Genomic DNA, 21,706 nt, shown 5'->3' with positions numbered 1-21,706 from the left:
GTTCCTTATGGTATATATATAACGTTAACGTACACAATTTAAAATAAAAAAATAAACGGTTACACTTAAACAAAACTTTCTTTATATCGTGTACGTCCACGGTATCACACACTAAAAAATTCTGTCAATTCAGAGTTGTCGACATTTTTCGACACCTCATTTTACTAATATATAAATAGAAATACGTGTTATGTTTTATTTCTTAACTATTTTTAGTACTTACCTAAAAGACTTCTAAAATTAGTTACTATCTATAAATAATTATTTTAGTCGAAATTTTATCTTATTTAAAAATAGCTATGGTAGATTTACTCTAGGATCTGCAGCTAATAAAAAAGAGAGGTTGGGACAGAAGTATTTTTACTAATAAGAAATCCGAACAAACTAGATGTAGGTGCAATCTACCCGCTTCGGAAATATACTTCGCTTTCCGCGGGCGGCTGGTGAGCCTCTGCTTCCGCAGGAGTCTACGTATATTTTCTCCGCTAAGGTAGTGTATTGTTCGTATTTCCGATTAAACACTTTAGTTATGTCCCAGCCTCTTTGTATATAAATAATTTATTCTTTTTCTCTTTAATTTATATTCACTAGTTCTTCTATCTGTGTTGGAAGTAGAGCCCCTTCATAAATACGTAAATCATCCATTAGCCCTCTATATGGTGCATCCCACCAGTTAACCCCCAGAGCGAAGCTTGCTCCTGCATTTTTAAAAATATGTGGGAAGTCGGTTCCAGAAAACATCTCCTCACCATTAACATATACATAGATGGAACCTTTATCTACAGTAAAAGCAAGATGTGTCCATTCATTTGGATTGATTGTAATACCAGTAACAGCATCATACCATCTTTCGCTGCCAGACCAAACCATTGTACTGTTATCTACAGGGCCACTTGGTACGAGACTTACCCAGTTATTTTCATCCATTCCTCCAAAGAAAGTGGTTGTAAAGGGGGTTAATTGATCCGGTTTTACCCATAGGGACACAGAATAGGAGTCGTTTGAAATAAGTCCCTCTGGTAAAAGGATACCTGATAATCCATCAAATACAGCAGCTTCACCAAATTTCCCTTCCGCAAATGTGATAGAACCATCTGAATTATTAATGCGATCACCCGATGGGACACCAGCGTCAAAGTTGCCAGTGCTGTCCTCTAGGTTATTATTAAAATTATAATGGGCAGCCAAACCTACTTTCCTTAACGGTAATACGGTTATTTCAAAGTTCTTTGTTTCTGTGAATTCCCCATTTGTAATGGTTGCCGTTAGTGTTGCTGTTTCACTATCTGAGCCAACAGCTGGTCGGCTGATTTTACCATCATTTGAAATAACATCAGAATCAGAAGTTTCCCATGAAATAGCTGTTTCTTGAACCCCTTCGGTTGGAAGGTTTAAATTAGCCGTCACTTGATTGGTGTTACCAAGGGAAAGTTCTTCATAAACAGCAGACACAACTTCTTCAACTGTCCTTTCAGGAACTTTACTTCCCCAAATAGTTACTCCTTCTTCACTTATTGCTGTAAATGCCATAACAAAGCTTCTAGCAATTGGATCCCATTGACGGACAAATACGCCATCATAGGTAATTCCATTTATCACTATTTCTGCTTCATTTTCACCAGATAATTCCCATGTACCGCTTATGTTACCTGAAATAGAATTATCCTCATTCAAGCGAATAGATACTGATCTTTTTATCGTATCTGAATTATCTTTACCATGGATAATAAATTTGTAGTTACCAATGATTTCTTCGGAATGAACTTCTTCTAGCGTCTCCCCCGCATAACGGTAAGGAGCCACTACCGGCCATCCATCTTTGTTTATAAACATTTGATGAACTCGGACTTGATGCATCTCTCCCGTTTCTGGAAAACGAGTGTGAAATACTAAGAACCTTTGGCTTGTTTCTGTGTCCGTATATACTGAGTTGTGCCCCGGAGATACGTAACCAACGCCAATTCCTGATCCAGGTTCACCAATTTGTCTTTCGAACAAAAAGTTACCCATAAGCTTAATGCCGTAAGGGGAATTCTCTGTGTTCCCTGGCAAAACAGCATTTTTCCCTTTCGCATCTAAATATGGGCCTTCAGGATCTGTGGATCGGAACAATCTCATATTATAGCCACCATCTGCACCTAGCCATCCATAGGTAACATACAGGTAGTAGTATCCAGCAGCCTCATCATAAACTACATAAGGTCCTTCTCCAGACCTGCCATATCCACCTGAAATTTTCGTTCCAAAATATCTATCTACTAATCTACCATCTTCTGTTTTCCTATCTTCGCCTGGGTATATCGCTTGACCTGTTGCTTTGTCCAACTCGAGAAGAAAAATTCCCCCAGACCATGAGCCATACGTCATCCAAAGACGTCCATCTTCATCAAAGAATAAATTAGCATCAATGGCATTTGGAAACTGCATATTGTTATAGCTTCCATCTCCATTAAACCAAGCCGAGCTATGTTCTGCTAGTTTTCCCTCTTCAATAAGCTGTGGAATATTCGTATTCGTCCATTTTTTGTTTACATCACTATCAACATCATAGGCTTCTTCTTCTGTAAAACCAGAATATACTAATGTGTCAACATACGTATAAGGTCCTTCTATATCTTGAGCAACTGCAAACCCAATTGCAGATCGAATGTACGTAGAAGATGCACTATAATACATCATATAAGCACCCGTTGAACCATCTTCATTGACATAATGTTCATTATAAAAAATCTCTGGTGCCCAAACGGCAAAACCACCTTTACTATCGGCATCATCTTCTCCAGCCCATTTAAACGATTCTGCTAGATTCTCTGATAGATCTCCGTATAAAGAATTACCTGGTGTTGTATAACCGTTTGTAAAAGTATCCCAGCTTTTTAAATCTGTTGACGTAGCTGCAGCAATGTGTGATCCAAATATATAAAATGTATCCTCTACTTTAATGATAGAAGGATCATGTACCGAAGCATTGTTAAAAACAGGATCTGGCCACGGCACTTCCTTTTCCTCATTCACTTCCTGGATTACCTTATCAGCTATATTCTCATCTGACATTGCTGTTTCATCGTCAGTACAAGCTGCTAATGTAACGGCTGTGAAAATCAGAGCAATCATTAAAAATATCGTATTTATTGTTTTTATATTCATTTTTTTCTCCTCTCAACCCACATATGAAAACGCATCCATTTTTCCTGAAAAAATTTTTCTATACCTATACAGGATAAATCCCTCCCCCTTATTTCCCATCAATAACAAATTTATTAATTGTTTTATCAATGAATTAAGAATACTATAGATCTAACTAGCCCTCAAGGGTAAAGACGCAAGCTACAAAATAAATTCGAGGGCGTCTCAAAAAGTTTTGAGACGCCCTCTTTCAATTAATTGCTCTGCTGAGCTAAACCAGCTATTTCTTCTGGAGCTAATGCCCCTTCGTAAATTTGTAAATCTTCCATTAACCCTTGATATGGGATATCCCACCAGTTTACTCCTAAGCTAAAGCTACCTTGAGTAGTTGTAAATATATTAGGGAAATCCGTTCCACTAAAGACTTCCTCTCCATTGAGGTATACGATTATCGTACCCTCATCCACGGTGAATGCTAGATGTGACCACTCCCCAGTAGGAATTGTAGTTCCTGTATTAGCATCGTACCATTGCTCACCTGACCAGAGCATCGTCTGACCACCTATAGGCCCCCGCGGCAGAAGACTCACCCAATTTGAGTTATCCCTTGCTCCAAAGAAAGAAGTGGTAAAATCCGTTAATCGCTCTGGATTTAACCAAAGGGATACGGAATACGTGTCACTTGAAATAAGACCGTCTGGTAGCCTGACTCCAGACTCCCCATCAAAATAGGCCGCCTGACCAAATTGTCCTTCGAAGTAAGAGATCTTACCGCCTTCATTATCCATTCTATCTCCAGTTACTTCCCCATTTCTGAAATTCCCCGTAATGTCTTCTAAGTCTCCATTAAGTGGGTAGTGAGCCACTATACCAGCTTCTCCATATGCTAGTACGGTTAGATCGTACGTTTCGGTAGCAGTAATATCATCTTTTGTAACAGTTACAGTAAGGGTTGCTGACACATCCTCTTCCCCTGCTGTCGGTCGAGTGATTACTCCATCTTCTGTGATCACAGAAGGGTCAGATGTCTCCCAGGAAATTTTTGTATTTCTTGTCCCTTCTGTAGGAAGGTTCAAATCAGAAACTACACTAGTTAAGTCACCTAAATTAATGTCATTTAATACATCTGTGACAACTTCCTCATCTGTTCGATCAAGGGTCTTACTTCCCCAAATGGCAATTCCATCATTGGACATTGCCGTGAAAGTCATAACCGTAAGTTCCGATGCTGGATCATATTGTCGAAGGAATACACCATCATAGGTACTACCATCGATCGTTAACTCTGCTCGGTTATGCCCTGTCGTTTTCCAAGTACCATCAACACTACCTGAAATAGTATTGTCTTTATTTAAAGTAATAAATTCAGAAGTAGTAATGGCTGAGGTTACCTCTGTTCCATGATTAATAAATTTATATTCTCCAATAACATCTTGTCGATTAACTTTTTCTAATGTTTCCCCAGCGTAACGGTATGGAGCAACTACTGGCCAATTATCGTTGTTCATAAACATTTGATGAACACGTACTTCATGCAATTCTCCTCTTTCAGGAAAACGGGTGTGGAAAACTAAAAACCTTTCCCCTGTATCAGGATCCGTATAAACGGAGTTATGACCTGGAGACACATAACCATAACCAATTCCTGATCCTGGATCCCCTAATTTTCTTTCAAATAAGAAATTCCCCATTAATTTATTTCCAAAGACGGAATGGGACTGATCCCCTACCTTATTTCGTACGGTACCATCATCAAGGTCATCCGGAAAATATGCAGGTGCTCCCGCTGCGTCCACATATGGTCCTTCAGGATTTTCAGAGCGGAAAACTCTCATTTGGTAGCCTCCATCCGCTGCTAATCCACCATATGTGACATAGAGGAAATAGTAACCCGTTTGTTCATCATATAGAGCATATGGAGCTTCCACAGAGTAACCATAGCCCCCTGCGATTTTTGTCCCGAAATAACGATCAATCATTCTTCCATCTTCTGTTGTTCCATCTTCCCCAGGATATTTCAATTGACCTGTGGCAGGATCTACTTCAAGCATGAAAATTCCCCCTGCCCAAGACCCATAAGTCATCCAAAGAGTACCATCCTCATCGAAGAATAAGTTTGCATCAATGGAATTGGTATAAAGACGGTAGTTATAACGCCCATCTTCTGTAAACCAATCTGGGTTAGGTTCATCAAAAACGCCATCTTCAATAAGATCTGGTATATTCGTATTTTCATAGTGTTTATTTACATTACTGTTATTATCATAAGCTTCGTGATCGTAAAATCCCGAATACATTATCGTATCCACATACTCAAACGGTCCATCAATATCTTGTGAAACTGCGTAACCAATTGCTGAACGGATATAGGTAGAAGATACACTATAATACATCATGAAAGCACCAGTTGTGCCATCTTCGTTCACATAGTGCTCATTCCAGAAAATCTCCGGTGCCCAAACAGCAAAACTACCTGCACTATTTGCGTCATCTTCCCCAGCCCATTCAAAGGATTCGGCTAGATTTTCTGATAGATCACCATAAACAGCATTCCCTGGTGTCGTATAGCCATTTGTAAAGTTGGTCCAATTGATTAAGTCTTCTGATTTTGCACCATCAATATGAGAGCCGTGTACATAAAACATACCATCTACTTTTATTATGGAAGGATCATGAACAGTTGCGTTCTCAAATTCTATTGGGTCCCCTTGATAGTCTAGATGAGGTTTATTGTTGTTATCGTTTGGAGGGGAATTTCGCTCCTCCTTACTGTTAGCTGCCAAAACAGTGAGTGGGATAATTAGTAGTAATGTCAGAAAAACGAAGGTCATTTTTTTTACTGAGCCTTTTCTCATTAAATAATTCTCCTCTCTTTTTATAAGGCTTTTATCGTATAGCTTGTTGTTTTTAATCATATTTTTTTGCTTGGATACGCTACATGCGGACGCTTTCCACTTTCCCAAGCTTTTAAAGCAAGTAACAAAGTTTGCGATAACAGCCTTTTATAAAAACTATCCTTTACTTATTCCTTAAGTAAGGAATCACTAGTCGGTTGGTAAATGAAGATTAATCTCGCCTTATGTAATGCTTAGACGACTGTTTACCACTTTATAAATTTCTCTCCCCCTTCCTTTTAAACCGCTTTCAAAACAAGATAAATAAAAAATATATTTATTAATTATTTATCTATAAATTAATGTTACTAGAGATTACCATCACTCTCCATGGGTAATTTAACCTAATCGAACTCTTAAGGATTAGGTCTTACGTTATAAAAATAAGGATATTTTTAGAAGTTTATATTATTTTTTTGACCTTTTTTTCTAGGGACAACTTCTACAGATCATTAATAAATATATTAACATAAACCAAGGAAGAATCAAAAAATAGGGACAGGTCTTAGAAAATTCCATCCAAAACCGTCCCCAAACTATTATATCTTCACTATTTGTTTTTGTTTCTTTTTATAATAAACCATTCGTTGAAAGCCGATTTCTTTTAACTTTTTACATACTAATTCAAATTCATCTCCCACTCTTTCTGGTACGTGGGAATCAGATCCGAATGAAATATCTACACCATAATAAAGTGCTTTTTCGAGAATATCATCAGATGGGTACCATCCTTCCGCATCTTTATTTTTGGCGGAGGTATTCACTTCGATGGCAATACCACATTCTCCAATGACTTTTAATGCTGTTTCTACCTCTGGAGTAGCAATTTCGGAAAAGGCAGGGTAAAATCCTTTCATGGCGTCAATATGTCCTAAAATTTGAAACATACCCGACCGTGCTGATTCCATAATAAGTCCATAATACTCCTCTTTGATTTCAACCTTTCTTTTCTTATCTGTTTCATGGAAAAGAGTCTTATCGAAAATACTTTTCCCTCCGGAAAAATGAACGGAACCAATAATATAATCAAAAGGTACCTTCTCGTATGCTTGCTTATATATTTCAATATGTTCTGGAAAAAAGTCAGATTCAATACCTAAAAGAACATCGATTTTCCCTTCGTACTCCTCCTTTAAAGCCAAGACCTCATTTATATAGTTCTGGAAATCACTTTTTGCCATGGCAATCCCCGGTTTATATTGATCTTCCTCACTCCAAAAAAATGGAGAGTGATCGGAAATACCAATTACGGACAAGCCCCTTTCTACCCCTGCCTCTATGTAATTCCTAATTTCGCCACTGGCATGCCCACAACGATAATGATGGGTATGTAAATCAAACTTCATTATAAATTACCTCCTTTTGTTTAATTTTCCATTATAAATGTATAGTATGAGTATACTCTATTATGGAGGAATTTGGATAATTAACCTAGAATGTAATTACTTACATACAAGAAATTTCGCTTCACGAAAAAAAAGGCATGGGAACCGTCCCCATGTAAATAATGGGAGGTATTTTTAATGAGACATGATCATACAATTCATCGTCATTGCCACCATAATGCTTGGGATAATAGTTTGGAGCCTGTCCTTTCTATTGCACCGGGAAAGAGTGTTTATTTTGAGGTAGTGGATTCATCTGGAGGGCAACTGTCTCCTAAATCCACAACAAAAGATGTTCCGAAGCTCGATTTTAGTAATGTAAATCCTGTTACTGGCCCTGTTTATATTGAAGGGGCAAAACCAGGGGATACGCTGGAAGTGGAAATTGAAAGTTTCGGAATGCAAAGCTGGGGGTGGACTGCCATCATCCCAGGGTTTGGTTTATTAAACGACTATTTCGCTGACCCTTATTTAAAAATCTGGGACTTGAAGAATAACCAGTCCGCTGAATTTTTGCATGGAATTGAAATTCCAACAAATCCTTTCCCCGGAACAATAGGGGTAGCACTTCCTGAACCTGGTCAGCACAGTGTCGTTCCACCAAGAAAAAACGGTGGAAATATGGATATACGTCACCTTACAAAGGGTACCAAATTATATTTACCTGTTTGGGTCGATGGAGCATTATTTTCTGTAGGAGATACCCATGCGGCACAAGGAGATGGGGAAGTTTGTGGAACAGCAATTGAAGCCCCTATTGATCTACAGCTCCGCTTCAAACTGCACAAGGGGATGCAAATTCAAGAGCCACAATTTACTACAGCACCCGGTCCATTAACACCTGGTCTTGATAGAAAGGGGTATCATGCAACTACCGGCTATGGTGAAAACTTAATGGATGCAACGAGAAAATCAATTATGTATATGATTGAATATCTAACCTCTAACTATGGGATAACGGATCAAGAGGCTTATGCCTTATGTAGTGTGGCAGTAGATCTAAAAATAAGTGAAGTGGTAGACATTCCACATTATCTTGTTTCTGCATTCTTACCGTTGAATATTTTCAAATAAATCAAAGATGTCTCAAAAGGTTAAAAACTTACCTTTTGAGACATCTTTGTATCATTTAAACTCTCCCTTAAAGGATAATCTTTTTTATTTCTATGTGATTTCTATGGAGACAGGTCCGATTAATCCTGATCTTAGACTCATTTTATCTATCTCATTTGCCTTACTATTGGTTACTTCTATCCTCAATGTATTTTTACCTAGTTTTATGTGTTTGTTTATAATTTCATATCGGTAAGGAGCCCACATTTTTACCCCTATTTCCTTGGCGTTGATGGATACCCTTGCTATTTCATACACTTCTCCAAGATCAAGAATAATAGCTTTCTCCATTTCTTCTTCCCTTATTTCAAATGTATTTTCATAAATAAGTGTTCCTGAGAAGTGTTTCATGTCATCCCAATTGCTCCATGACTCCAACTCATTTTTCTCTAATAAAGCCGTCTCACTTCTGATAGACCAATTATCAGGTAGTGACAAACTCTTATTTGATTTAGTTATCCTTTTGACATTATGCGTTAGTAACTGTTCTGTCTTAGGATCAACACAATAAACAAATGATTCCCGCCTGTTTACAACAATAGGAATAGCTATATTAGGACCAGAATGCTTAACATGGACACTTTCAATGGTTCCATCCCACGGATCCCAACGTTCCACCTTCCCTTTTTCGTTTACTAATAAACTTCCTTTATAATTCTCTTCCCCTTCATTTACTACAACATAAAAAATAAACCCTTGCTTTTCTATTTTGCTAATCCTGATAGCTTTATTATTGGGAGTTAACAATAGTTGCCGCTCCCTTACCGTATCTAAGGCTTGTATAATTGATGTTTCATTATAAATAGTAATAGATCCTTTTATCTCGGTTCCGGTCTCATTACTTAGTATAATCACATGACCGCCTTCTTCAATAAGAGATTTTAATCTTATAATGGTGTCTTCCCCTAATAACTTCGTATTTTCTACAATAACGACCTTATAGGTTTGCCTCTCAATATGGATACATCCCTTTTCTACTTGACACTTCTTTAAAAGTAAAGACTCTTCCAAGTAATTGAACTCTATTTGGGTTTCGTAAAGGGGCTTTACTATTTTCCAAGGTAAGTGGTCCTCTTCGCACAAAACGGCAATATCCGTTTTATTTACACTATCGGTCATTAAGGCACTCATCCGTTTAATATACTGAGCAAACAGCTTGTAGTAAGGCCACCAATTATTATTAGGTCCCACATCCGGCGGTCTTTCGTGACTTCTTCTTTTTCCATCAACAGAATAATAAAATGCATGGGGACATATGAGATTTACCCCTCTCACAAATAACCAATCAAAATACCATTTCATATCCCCTGGACTTAATGCCCAACCACTTTCTTTTCCACATACTCCTAATACTTCGTTTAAGTTTCTTCGTCTTCCCCTATGCCTTGCTGCATCAGCAGAACACTTTCCCGCAGTGGAATGCTCTCCTACTAAAGACTTTCCATCCTCAGGTGCTACCCAGCGCCAAACCACGTCCTGCCCTGGTATCTGAAAATGGTCTAATAGTCCGATATCATCACTATTTGCTGGATGTCCCGTTAAGGCTATCCCATGTGTGGTACACCAGTCACTAATAGGTTTATAGTAGGAAACGGTCAATCTTTCATTTAATGTTTTTTGAAATTTCTTTCTAATTCCTATTGTACGTTCCCCTGCTTCAAACCAAAGGGCAGGTAAATCCGACTCCTTGTTTCCATTCTTCTTAAAGAAATCTAAAAAACCTCGGGTCCAAGGTTTTAAGTTCGGGAGTGCGTTTCTCCCAAGCATATCTGGTTCATCCGTAAACATTGCAATGACAGTATTCCCAAAGTATTCTTTTAAAGCGGTATAATATTTTTCATGGGTAAGACGGATATAAGTCCGTACGGCATCTGGATTTAGTAAGTCTGCAGATGGAGGGGCCTCTTCCTCCCCATCATCTTCCCCAAAATGAATGCCTCGAATGGTGCCTTTTGTATAGGTTTCAATGAAAAACAATATGGACCAGTTGTTTTTAGTAGGGGGAGTAAAGGAAAGTCTATTCTTTGTTTTATCTAGTATTTTCGTATTTTCCAAATGAACGGTAGAGTGACTATGCTTTTCTACAACTTGAATCGAAACTAATTCTTCTCCTTCTAATAATTCCACGGTGATTTTATTTTCTCCAGGCTGACAAGCATGTTCCACCATCTTAAGGCCACGGCTGGCATACTGAGGGTTCTCTTTCACTACTTGACCATTTGCAGACCCAGATGGATACATACCTTCATCATATAAAATAACCGTCATCCCTAATTTATGTGCTTCGCTTACTGCTGCGTGAACAAGCTCCATAAAAAAATCAGATAAATAGCCAATTTCCTTTGGAATTCCAATCCGGGGGTGCAACACAAATCCAGTCACACCCTTATCCTTAAAGTCATGAATCTGCCGTAAAATTTCTTCTTTCCTTAAATCATCGTTCCAAAACCAGAAGGGTATAGGAGTATATTCTTCTGGCGGATTAATAAATTCATCCCTTATATTCCCCATTCAATCCCCCCTCCCTTTACCATATATTATAGCGTAAAAGTATATCGCAATGGCTCCACTTACTGCGCGCCTACTAGGGGAAACCCTATTACTCTATCCTTTAACAGACCCTAATAACATACCTTTGGCGAAATGTTTTTGGAGGAATGGATACACAAACATAATTGGCAGTGTTGCAACTACGATTACAGCTAATTTTAGTGACTGATCCGGTTGCTCCACTAACGCATCCACTTCTCCAAATCTCATATCAGCCATCGTCATAATGTTTTGTAGTAACAACATGACAGGATACTTTGCATTATCGGATATATATAATAAGGCATTAAAGTAGTCTCCCCAGTATTGAACAGCATAGAACAGTGTGAAAGTAGCAATAATAGGCTTTGATAAAGGTAAAGCTATGCTCAAAAATATCTTTATATCCGATGCGCCATCTATTTTTGCTGATTCTTCCAATTCATTAGGCAAACTTCGGAAGAAGGAGATGACGATAATTAACCACATTGGATTCATGGCAATCGGTAGAATTAATGCCCACAGGGAGTTTAATAAACCTAAATCTCTAACTAATAGGTAAGTAGGGATCATCCCTCCCTGGAAAATAATAGTAAAGATAACAAGGTAGATGATGACATTTTTACCTAATAAACGAGATTTAGATAAAGCATATCCCATCATTAATGTTAAAGATAAACTTACGATCGTTCCTACGACGGTTACCCAAATGGATACACCGATACTTCTAATGAAGGTAGGAGTGGAAAAGATATATTGATAAGCTCCAGTTGTAAAAGTCTCTGGAAAAATGAAAAAAGGTCTTCTTGCTAACTCGGCTTCCGTAGCAAAGGAACCCGCAATTACATATAGGAACGGTACGATCATAGCAAGTGCGATAAGGGCTAATATGATGTGATTAAACACATCAAATACTCGGCCCATTGGAGTATTATGTGATTTCATAACCAATTTCCCTCCTATTAAAGTTTTTTTATTTAAAAAGTATATGGGCAATGGCTCCGCTCATTTCTTCGAGTCTGTTCAAAAACCTCAAAAAACGACCTTTTTGAACAGACTCTTAAAATAACGTTTCTTGCTTTAATTTTTTAGCTATATATCTCGTAGTTAGAATTAATATAATTCCTACAACTCCTTTAAATAAACCAACCGCTGTACTATGGCTAAATGCTCCTTGCGTAATACCAGAGAAGTAAATATAGACATCAAATACATCGGCAACAGATCTATTAAGGGAGTTTGTCATTAAGTAAATTTGCTGGAACCCTTGATCAAGAAAGTTACCCATATTTAGAATTAACAAAATGACAATAACATGTCTAATTGCTGGTAAGGTAACGTGCCACATTCTTCTAAACCTTCCAGCACCATCTACAATTGCAGCTTCATATTGTTCCTTACTAACGTTTGCAAGGGCTGCTAAGAAAATAATGGTTCCAAACCCAACATTTTTCCAAATTTGTTGTCCAATGATCATCGTACGGAACCACTCAGGATCTCCTAGGAAGAAGATTGTGCTACCTGTAAACCTCTCAATAATAACATTCACAATTCCTCCACTAGTTGTAAAAAATACGTAGGTTAAACTAGCTACAATAACCCAGGACAAGAAATTTGGGAAATAAACCAACGTTTGAATCGTTCTTTTATAGGCAGTAAATCGAATTTCATTTAACATTAACGCTAAAATAATGGGAGCTGGGAAAACAAAAAGAGTCTCATATAAAGCTAGTATCAATGTGTTTCTTAATATTCTATAAAAATCAGGATTCTGGAATAATCGTTCAAAATGAGTAAATCCAACCCACTCACTTCCCCAAAAACCTAAAAAAGGAGAATAATTTTGAAAGGCAATTAACGTTCCCCACATCGGTACATATCGAAAAACGATGAACCAAATAAGTCCTGGTATTAATAAGAAGTAGAGCCATTTATCTCTTACAATCATTTGCCATTTCGTTACTTTATTAGTCGGAAGTTGTTGCACTGGTATCCTTTGGCTCGTTTCTACTTTTGGCATAATTATTTTTCTCCTTTCTGTAATGAAAAGCAGGAGGGTTTTAACCCCCTGCTTCATTAGTTACTTCTGCTATATGTTACTGTGCAGCTTGAGCAATTTGATAAGCTTCGTTAATTTCTGCAATATATTCTTCTCCACCAGAACGTAACCATAATGCAATCGCTTCGTCTAATCCATCCTCATCAATTTGACCAACGATGAACTTAATGCGAGCATCATCAATAATATTATCTAGTTGTTGTCCTCTTTCTGTATACGTAGGTGAAATTAATGGTTCTGCTGGATTCGCAACAACAATATCCATATTAGCTTCCATTACTTCGTCTTGTCTCTTTTGTAATGCAGTTTGTGGAGCCTTTAAAAATAAATCTCCAGAAACATGCATTTGGAATTGATTCAAGTCACGTACTTCACGATCAAACAACGTACCGCCATCTCTTTGAGCAATAATGTCTAATACACCATCATTCACTTCATGGTGAATCCCTTCAACACCGTTATAAGCGAGGTTTTGGGGTACTTCGTCATTTAAATCATTTAGGAATTGTAATACTCTTCTTAACTCCTCTTCTGTTGTTACTGATGTTCTAGAGATTGCCAATACACCATGATATCCTGCCGTTGGAAGATTACGTAACCCGTGTGGTCCTTCCACTGCACCGAAAACGTCTAGGATAATATCGTCTTCTGTGTAATTTTCTGTAATTCTATTTTGTAATCGATTCGCTTGGTCAGCAACGTCTACTACTACACCAGCAGTACCATTCACAATAGGATCAAACCATTGTCCGGAGTCCATTACGGCAAAGTCTTCGTTAACTAAGCCTTCATCATATAATTTTTTGAAGAAACGTAGTGCTTCACGATATTCGTCAAACATGAAGTCTGGTTTCAACTGGCCATTTTCATCATGACCCCATTTGTTTGGGGCCCCCATCCAAACTTGCATTGTATTCCATGGTCCTGCCCATTCAGAAACTACCATTCCATACGTATCATCTTGTCCAGATTGGTTTGGATCGTCATAGGTGAAAGCTCTTAATACTTCATAAAATTCGTCAATAGTAGTAGGGATGTCTAACCCTAAGTTATCTAACCATTCTGTATTAATTGTTGCAGCATTTCTTCCTAATGGACGAGAACGATATACACCGTAAATTCGACCATCAATAGAAGTGTTGTTTAATACAATCTCATTGGCTTGTCTAAGATTCTCGTAATCATCTAAGTAATCTGTAATATCCCAAAATGCACCATCCCTAGCTGCATTTATAAAGCTTGGTGTCTTGTAAGCTACCATAATATGTGGAAGGTCACCGGAAGCTAGGGTAACATTAAAACGATCCTCATAGTTTGCATTAGCTACTAATTGTAGGTTAATATCCATATTCGTATAATCTTCAATCGCCTTTAATGCTGGGCTATCTGAGTCTAATCCTTCAGGTGAAAAAGATGGCGCCATAATCGTTACGGACATTCGTTCCTGACTTTCATTATCATTTGAAGAATCTGAGCTTGAATCGTTTGAACTTGTATCTTGGTTCTGACTTGTTCCTTGGCTGGAATCACTACTGCAGCCGATAAGACCTATAATTAAAATTAATGCTAAGAGTGATAGGAAAAAACGTAATGAATTCTTTTTCATATTTTCAATTCCCCCATTTTTTTTTGTGTGATCCTGTTTCAAAACTGAAATACCTTTAACTATGCTCTCCTCCTTTTTAACGACAATTTCTTCTCCCAAATCCCTGGGTTAACCAAAATATAAAACGCTTTCATTTTTCCGACAATATTCATTTTTTGAATGTTACTATTTCCCTGGTTATATTTGCGTAAAATTCAGACTTGTAAGCCCTTTATTTAATACTTTTTTGTTATTTAACACTTTTTTGCACTGGTTCATTTTCTTTAAAAACACTCGATGGCAGATAGTTTCCGATAAGATCTAATGCAACAATTGTGTTTAGACACCACTGTGAAACCACATTAGTAGAAATATTAGGTACCTCCTCCAATTCCATCCATTTAGTAATTTTTTGCACCTTCATAGGAAAAGGGGAGTAAAGATCTTCTTCATCTATTAAAAGGTTCCAAGCTTTTATAGCTAGCTCTCTATCCTTTTTTCTAGCTGCAGCATAGGCTACCATTCCAGAAGCAAACATCGGCCAACTAAACATAGAATCTTTTAATTTCCTTTCACTGCGCTCTATTTTTTCATCATTCGTTAACAAATAAAATTCACCAAACTCCGCTAGCATGTCTTTCCACTCTTCGTCCTCAATCAGGTTCGCTAATTCCATCCATACTTGTGGCGCACCGAAGGAAATAATCATATGATAACCTCCCACGTTTCCATCCCCTATATGGTACAGTTTACTAGTACTTGGATCATACCCGTAGGTCGGACCAGATAGTAATCGGAATGGCATATTTTTTAACTGTTCCATCCCTATTAAAATCTTGTCTCGATATTGATTATTTTTTGTTCGTTCCCATTCTGACATCCAATTAGATACAAAGGCTGCCCAATCGGGACCAACACGCGTATGGGTAGGAAATTCGTCTTTTGGGTAAAACTCCCTCATAGGGTCTAAAGTTTCCGTTGTATGATCAGCATCTCTGACTTCTTCAAGGAGTTCCCTCGTTCGTTCATCCCCTGTTAAAAAGTAATAATATTTGTGGAGCCCTGCCATACTTATTCTAGCCTCTTTACAACCACATCCCCAATGAACTACATTATGTCTAGAACCTAAACCGTTATACTCACCTAGATGATAACGATCAACTTCACTGGTGTGTCGAGTCATTGCTTCGGCCATTCGAAAAATATCCTCTCGTCCAGATCGGAGAAACGCATACCAGAGCCAAATATTTGGAACGAGCTCTGTATTTTGCCAAGCATAACCGCCCATATCGTAACGCCATTGGTGGCGAACTGGGTCATATGTATGCATCACATCCCCATAGTTCCAATAGCCATACCAACTTCTTTGGTCTATTTCCTTTTTATAAAAGGACACAGCATTATCAAGTTGTTCCTCTAATTTCATTTTGAGGGGATTAGTTCTATCTGGTAAACTCCAAACTCCCAGTGTATTACTGTCGTAATAATACTCTGGTTCACATATCAAAAGGGGCGGGGAATCTACCTCTTCAATAAAATCTTCCAGCTCTCGATGCTCAGGGACATGAGAAAATACTTTTAAATGGACTTCACTTGTATTTGCTATTCCTACTGGAGTTGCTCTCACTTCATCAAAACCCTCATAAGCACTAACAACATGAGTATCTTTATCATAATGACGGAGATCCATGGACTCTCCATCCGGTGACCAAAACCAAACGGTCATGGTACTCATTTCTTGATTTATATTTGTGATCTCTAAAGAAGAAGGGTATTTTTGCCAAAAGTCTTTTAGGGCAATGGCTATACCGCCCTCTACTCCCCCACCATACAGTAGTCCTTTAGCTCTTTTTCCATGTGTTATGTCTACCCAAGAACAGCCATTTCCTGTTCGTTTCGTAATTTTAAAATGGTTGGCTGAATCTTGAACCATTTTGAAGTCAGACCAAATAGCATTATCCTTTACATGCTCTAGCATTTGACCATAAGCTTCTTCCTTTAAATCTACTCGTTTTCCTTCTATTTGTTTTTTAAACAAACCGCTCCCATCGGGGTATCTTCTTGTCGTTAACAGTTGTGCTCCTTCGGAGTATATGCCGTGATCACCTGCAAAACGTATATTTCGATTCCACATATCCCCTTTTAAAGGTAGGGAAATGGACAAGCCAAGACCTTTAATAAAGTCACTATCTGGGTTCCCATCATAAATAAACGTATGAACGATTCTTATAGATTGTAAATTCGAAAAGAAATACAGCCGTAACTGAAAAGGGAAACCTTCTCGTTTACCTTTCGTATCTTGCAGTGTCCCCTCTAGTTTGATAACAGAACGTATGGAACCAGATTGTTCTAACTCTACTTTATTAATTTTGCTATACATCTTTTTTTGGCGATATACGATTTCATCATTTTCATTACTTCTATTTTCCATTATTCCAATTAAACAGCCTTTGCCCGCAACTTGCTTAGACTCTACTATAATTTCTTCTATTACATTTACTCCACCCTTATTGATCTTGCACTGCATTTCTCCAGTATCTACAACAAAAGTATTCTCCAATTCTTTCACTGTTACGAAGCCTTCCGATTCATTGCGCTTCCCACCAGCGATAAGCTCATAGGTTTCTTCCCCATCTGTAATAACGGTAGAATGTCCTGTCCACTTTACACTTCCGTCTGGCCAGTAAGCCATAGGCCACGTTTGCAAATGTAGATCATTTCCCCTTGAGTCTGTTAAATGAATGGAATCAATATTACTCATTTCTCCTATTTTCCAAGGTACGCCCCAAGTTACACCGTTTACGTTCTTTGGTTGTTCCTTCAGCCATTTTAGTTTCATCGTTTTCTCCTTTTCTATAAAAAGTCATACTAAAAACATATAAGCACAAGCCTTTTCCTGCAATTGTACTTTTTTGCATTTTAAATGCTTGGAGAAGCGGAAGGCGCGACTCCAGCGACGAGCAAACGAAGTGGCGCAGGAGCATTGCTTCTAGAGTTTGCGTCGAGTAATCGCAGACGCAGGACGTGGGCTGCTTTTAGGTGTAATTGGTCCGTCTGTAGCGTATCCAAGCCAATTTTGTTTGAAGCAAAAAAGTACCACTCTCTTTAAGAATCAGAGTGATACTTTTCGTTTCCTTTTTATGACACTATAAAATTAAATAGACTCTTGTTCCTGAAGTTCTTTCTGTTTTTGTTCAATGCTGCGAAATGTAAAATGTGTCGTCCACATAATGACCAGACCAGTTAAACTTACTCCTAGAAAAATGATTAGTATAGGAAATACAAAAAGTATTTGGGTCACTATTACACATGCCCCCACCGTAAATAGTGTACGAAATGGTTTCAAAATGACCATTATCCAAGCGTTTTTAATAAGACGAAATAAACTTGCTTCATAGTGTACCATTAAAGGAAAAATATAGAGTAACATTACTGATGATGTAATCATAATAGCTATCATCATAAATCGAACTGCAACAAATAGCCAGGTGGTTTCAACATAGAAGAACTGAAGGTTCACATAAAGAACGTAGGCCATAACGACAATCATAATCCCTAAACCATTCGATCTTAAAAACTCCTGCCGATATGTTTTCCAAAAAGTAGTAAAGACTGGCCCCTCTTCCCCTTTTATCCATTGTCGAAGAACAGCAAACATCGCAGTTGTACTAGGAGCCCAACCAAATACTATTCCCCCTAGAAGGGTAAAACATAACCATAATAAATTTAGATACAAGAGTAAAATAAAATATTCACCATATCGATAAAATCCATTCATAAATCCGGACATAGTTCCTTGGTTCATCTGCACTCTCTCCTTTTATTAATGCTTATTTCAAGATTGCACGATGAACAGCTAAATTGTGATAAGCTGCCACCATTGGAGCCATTTGCCGTATCCCAATTTTCCCTCCACCTAGTATGGGGCCATATGCTCGTCCATCATCTTCCCATTCTAATAGAGGTAAATCATTAATATGAAACTGAACAATAGCGTCATATTTGATGAGCTTCATATGATATGGGGAAATGGCATCCTCTACTGGAGGTAGAGGATCAGCTCCTTGTGAAACCAAATGAAAACCGTAACTTTTCCGTAGATTACAAGTTCGAAAAGCTCGTTCATCCTTATGTTTATGCCTAAAATAGGATAAATGCAGGGCATTAATTCCACCAGAATGATATTGTGGATATTTCCCTTCTCTTTTAGGAAGTTGAGGATCAAATAAATCTTCACCATTTCTTCCTAATGCACTGAAGAACATCATACATAAACCTGGTTCTCTTATAGGATAAAAATCCCATGTGATACTAATGCGATCAGGGAAATTTACAGGACACCAAAATACCCAATGAGCATCATCACCGTATACATCTGGATCTAATTCATTTTCTATTTGTAAACGCTTTTCATTAAAGCTTAGCTTCGCTTTTCCCTCTAACTGCCAATCCTTTACACTTTCATCGTTTGATAGGGAATTTCTATAAAGACATTCCCCTTCTTCAAATTTGCGATACTTCATTTCTTCACTCCATTACACTTCCTTGTTATTTAGACAATACTTTTTTGATAGTTGACTCATTTACTCGCTTTTTTCTATACTGACTTGGGGGTAGCCCCAAATGTTTTTTGAATATCCGATTAAAGTAGCTATGACGATAACCTACTTGTTCCGCAATATCATTAATTTTCATATTTGTATTTAAGAGCAAGCCCTTAGCTTTATCGATTCTTAAATTTGTCAAATAATCTATGAAATTAACTCCAATTACTTTTTTGAAGGCTTTACTTAATGTGTATGGGTTCGTCCCTACTTCATCGGCACAACTTTCTAATGAAATGTCCTCCATATAGTTTTCCTGTATATAGATGCACACTTCCTCAACAAGCTGCTTCATCTTCATGTTTACTTTTCCCTCTAATGTTTGAACATAAGGTGTTATTACTTCTTTCGTTAACCAATTGACCATTTGTTCGGACTCACGTATATTTGCCACTTCTTCAAACATATTTTTTCCTTCAAATACTTCATAAGGATGGATTCCGGAGTGCATAATCTCGTGCTGAATGCTACCAAATAACTGCGTTATCCCCGGCTGGATGTTAATTTCCTTCCTACCTTTGCTCTTTAATTCCTCAATAAAATCTCGTATCAACCTTTCCGATTCATCAATTTGTCCTATTCGAATCGCTTGTAATATCTCCTTTTCAATTTCGAATGGATAATGGATTTGATCGAATTGATTGGATTGATCTAAGTTTTGCAAATCAATAATTTGATTTTCATTTTCAAAATTTCGGTACTGTTTCCCTTGACGTACTTCTTCAAATAAATAAGGGATCCGTTTAATTTTTTTATCAGGATTTGAAATTGTTATTGTTACTTGCATTTGTAGTACTTTGTTCAGGACCTCCATCGCTTTTTCTGCGAATTGGTGAAGTGATTTTCTTACCTTTTCCTCACTTGGGTAAACAATAAGTAATCCTGTAGATAAGTCATAGAAATTTACTACGTTAAATTGTTTAAATCGATGCTGTGCAACTTCCTCAATAATATTAGATACGGCTGATGCAGCAATACTCTCATCTCGATTTAAAAAAGTAGCTTTCGATTCATGCAGCCCTAATACTTGAATGTCCATTACAACAAAAGTATGATTTTCTACCTTCCATCCATAATGCTTCATTCTATCGTGTAATTCTTGCTCGGAATAATGATATAAGTACCCTTGAATAAGCTGTAACAAAAAGCTATTTTTTAACTGTGGTAATTGGGTAGACAGCCGATTTTGTAAAGACATACTTTCCTTAGACAATTCTTTATATTTTTGTTCTATTAAATAAAACTCATCTTCGTTTTTATTACTGTTCCATTTATCATCTGTATCTAGTTGCTTCATAAGTTTGGCAATGGGACTATAAATTCTCTTTGAAGCAAACCAAGACATTACTAAGGCAACAATAAGTCCAATAATACTAATCGTAATAATTATCTGGGAAATCAGTACTATCGGTGATGTTATAGAAGACATTGGCGATGCTGAAACGTATGTCCATTGAGAATCTATTCTATTTACCTGCCCAAAGGATACTGAATAGGTTTCCTCACCAAAATCTAAAGTGAAGGTTCCCTGTGCTTCGTTTCTAAGCTTGTCTGATAACTGTTTTTGTAAATAACGAATGAGTGTGGAGTCATCCATGCTATTAGCAGCAGCCAGTATTTGATTTTCACTATTTAGTAAAAAGGCTGCCCCTTGATTATAGGGGGTTAGTGTCCACAGTAGCTGAGAGACCATAGATTTATCTAGGGTCACAATCATCGTGCCGAAGGGGTCACTGCTGTTCGCGAGAATACTATGAGTTAAAATAAGCGGCTGCAAGCTTTCTAGGTTATCTTCATTCGTTGAATGATAAATGCTGTTCCAACTAATATTTCTATGGTTCCTCATAATAGAATAGTAATATTGATATTCCTGTTCATCTGTAATTAGATTATACTTTGGTCTAAATATGACCGGTTCCGGAGAATTAATAAACAGCTCAATTTTTTCAATTAGTGGATGGCTACCTTGTAAAGTAAGAAGTGTTCGTCCAATATCACGGGTTTCTTGAAATTGTTGAATATAATTCAAGTCAATAATGGATGCATTGAACCTTGGGGTAAAAGCCCAATGGGATACTGCCATCTCTAAATAATCAAATTGATTATTTAAATTTTCTACCCCTTGAAGAATTTGGGTTTCATGCAAATCCTTCAGTTCATCTTCTACTTTACTGACCCCTGCAAAATAAATACCAATACCTGAAATAAGTCCTGGTAAAAAGGCGATAAATAATATTAGAATAAAGTTTTTTCGAAAATACTGACTATTCCATCCGTTTGTTATTTTCTTCAAATTCTGTAAATATTTCAACAACCCTTTCACCACCGTATTATTTATCAATGTCTTTTTTGTAATATTTATAATATTACACTACTATATGATATTACGGTAGCGCTTTCTTTACTTTAAG

Annotated in this window: 12 protein-coding genes; 1 reads left to right on the top strand and 11 read right to left on the bottom strand. The window is 37.4% G+C overall.

The window, feature by feature from the left end; genetic code table 11:
* Positions 1–573 precede the first annotated feature (573 nt).
* From J2S74_RS23495 to J2S74_RS23485, 3 genes are all read right to left on the bottom strand, one after another.
* Positions 574–3,147: a LamG-like jellyroll fold domain-containing protein gene (locus J2S74_RS23495; RefSeq protein ID WP_307330959.1), complete on the bottom strand. Its 2,574-nt coding sequence runs from the start codon at positions 3,145–3,147 to the stop codon at positions 574–576.
* A 233-nt stretch (positions 3,148–3,380) separates the two neighbouring features.
* A complete protein-coding gene (locus J2S74_RS23490) occupies positions 3,381–5,981 on the bottom strand; it encodes a LamG-like jellyroll fold domain-containing protein (protein WP_307330957.1) in 2,601 nt (866 codons plus the stop codon).
* Positions 5,982–6,559: 578 nt separating this feature from the next.
* Complete coding sequence (locus tag J2S74_RS23485) at positions 6,560–7,366, bottom strand: histidinol-phosphatase (RefSeq protein WP_307330954.1); 807 nt, start codon at positions 7,364–7,366, stop codon at positions 6,560–6,562.
* Between the two features lie 177 nt (positions 7,367–7,543).
* On the opposite strand from J2S74_RS23485, the gene J2S74_RS23480 reads away from it, so the two are divergent.
* A complete protein-coding gene (locus J2S74_RS23480) occupies positions 7,544–8,479 on the top strand; it encodes an acetamidase/formamidase family protein (protein WP_307330953.1) in 936 nt (311 codons plus the stop codon).
* 90 nt (positions 8,480–8,569) lie between these two features.
* Here J2S74_RS23480 and J2S74_RS23475 read toward each other — a convergent pair whose 3' ends face one another.
* From J2S74_RS23475 to J2S74_RS23440, 8 genes are all read right to left on the bottom strand, one after another.
* A complete protein-coding gene (locus J2S74_RS23475) occupies positions 8,570–11,029 on the bottom strand; it encodes a glycosylhydrolase-like jelly roll fold domain-containing protein (protein ID WP_307330950.1) in 2,460 nt (819 codons plus the stop codon).
* 93 nt (positions 11,030–11,122) lie between these two features.
* Entirely contained in the window at positions 11,123–11,992 is an 870-nt protein-coding gene (locus tag J2S74_RS23470) for a carbohydrate ABC transporter permease (RefSeq protein ID WP_307330947.1), read from the bottom strand.
* 115 nt (positions 11,993–12,107) lie between these two features.
* Entirely contained in the window at positions 12,108–13,067 is a 960-nt protein-coding gene (locus tag J2S74_RS23465) for an ABC transporter permease (protein ID WP_307330944.1), read from the bottom strand.
* A gap of 76 nt (positions 13,068–13,143) precedes the next feature.
* Positions 13,144–14,712, bottom strand: coding sequence for an extracellular solute-binding protein (locus J2S74_RS23460; protein WP_307330941.1), 1,569 nt, complete (start codon positions 14,710–14,712; stop codon positions 13,144–13,146).
* Between the two features lie 229 nt (positions 14,713–14,941).
* Positions 14,942–17,530: an exo-rhamnogalacturonan lyase family protein gene (locus J2S74_RS23455; protein ID WP_307330939.1), complete on the bottom strand. Its 2,589-nt coding sequence runs from the start codon at positions 17,528–17,530 to the stop codon at positions 14,942–14,944.
* 315 nt (positions 17,531–17,845) lie between these two features.
* Entirely contained in the window at positions 17,846–18,496 is a 651-nt protein-coding gene (locus J2S74_RS23450; RefSeq protein ID WP_307330936.1) for a YesL family protein, read from the bottom strand.
* 25 nt (positions 18,497–18,521) lie between these two features.
* Positions 18,522–19,214 carry a DUF1961 family protein gene (locus J2S74_RS23445; RefSeq protein WP_307330933.1) on the bottom strand — a complete coding sequence of 231 codons (693 nt, stop codon included), beginning with the start codon at positions 19,212–19,214 and terminating at the stop codon, positions 18,522–18,524.
* A gap of 25 nt (positions 19,215–19,239) precedes the next feature.
* Positions 19,240–21,588, bottom strand: a complete 2,349-nt coding sequence (locus J2S74_RS23440) for an AraC family transcriptional regulator (protein WP_307330931.1) — start codon at positions 21,586–21,588, stop codon at positions 19,240–19,242.
* Between the last annotated feature and the right edge of the window lie 118 nt (positions 21,589–21,706).

Source organism: Evansella vedderi (genome assembly GCF_030813435.1).
GTDB classification, from domain to species: domain Bacteria; phylum Bacillota; class Bacilli; order Bacillales; family Salisediminibacteriaceae; genus Evansella; species Evansella vedderi.
The sequence above is the reverse complement of the archived record's forward strand: the minus strand, read 5'-3'. Positions and strand labels throughout refer to the sequence as shown.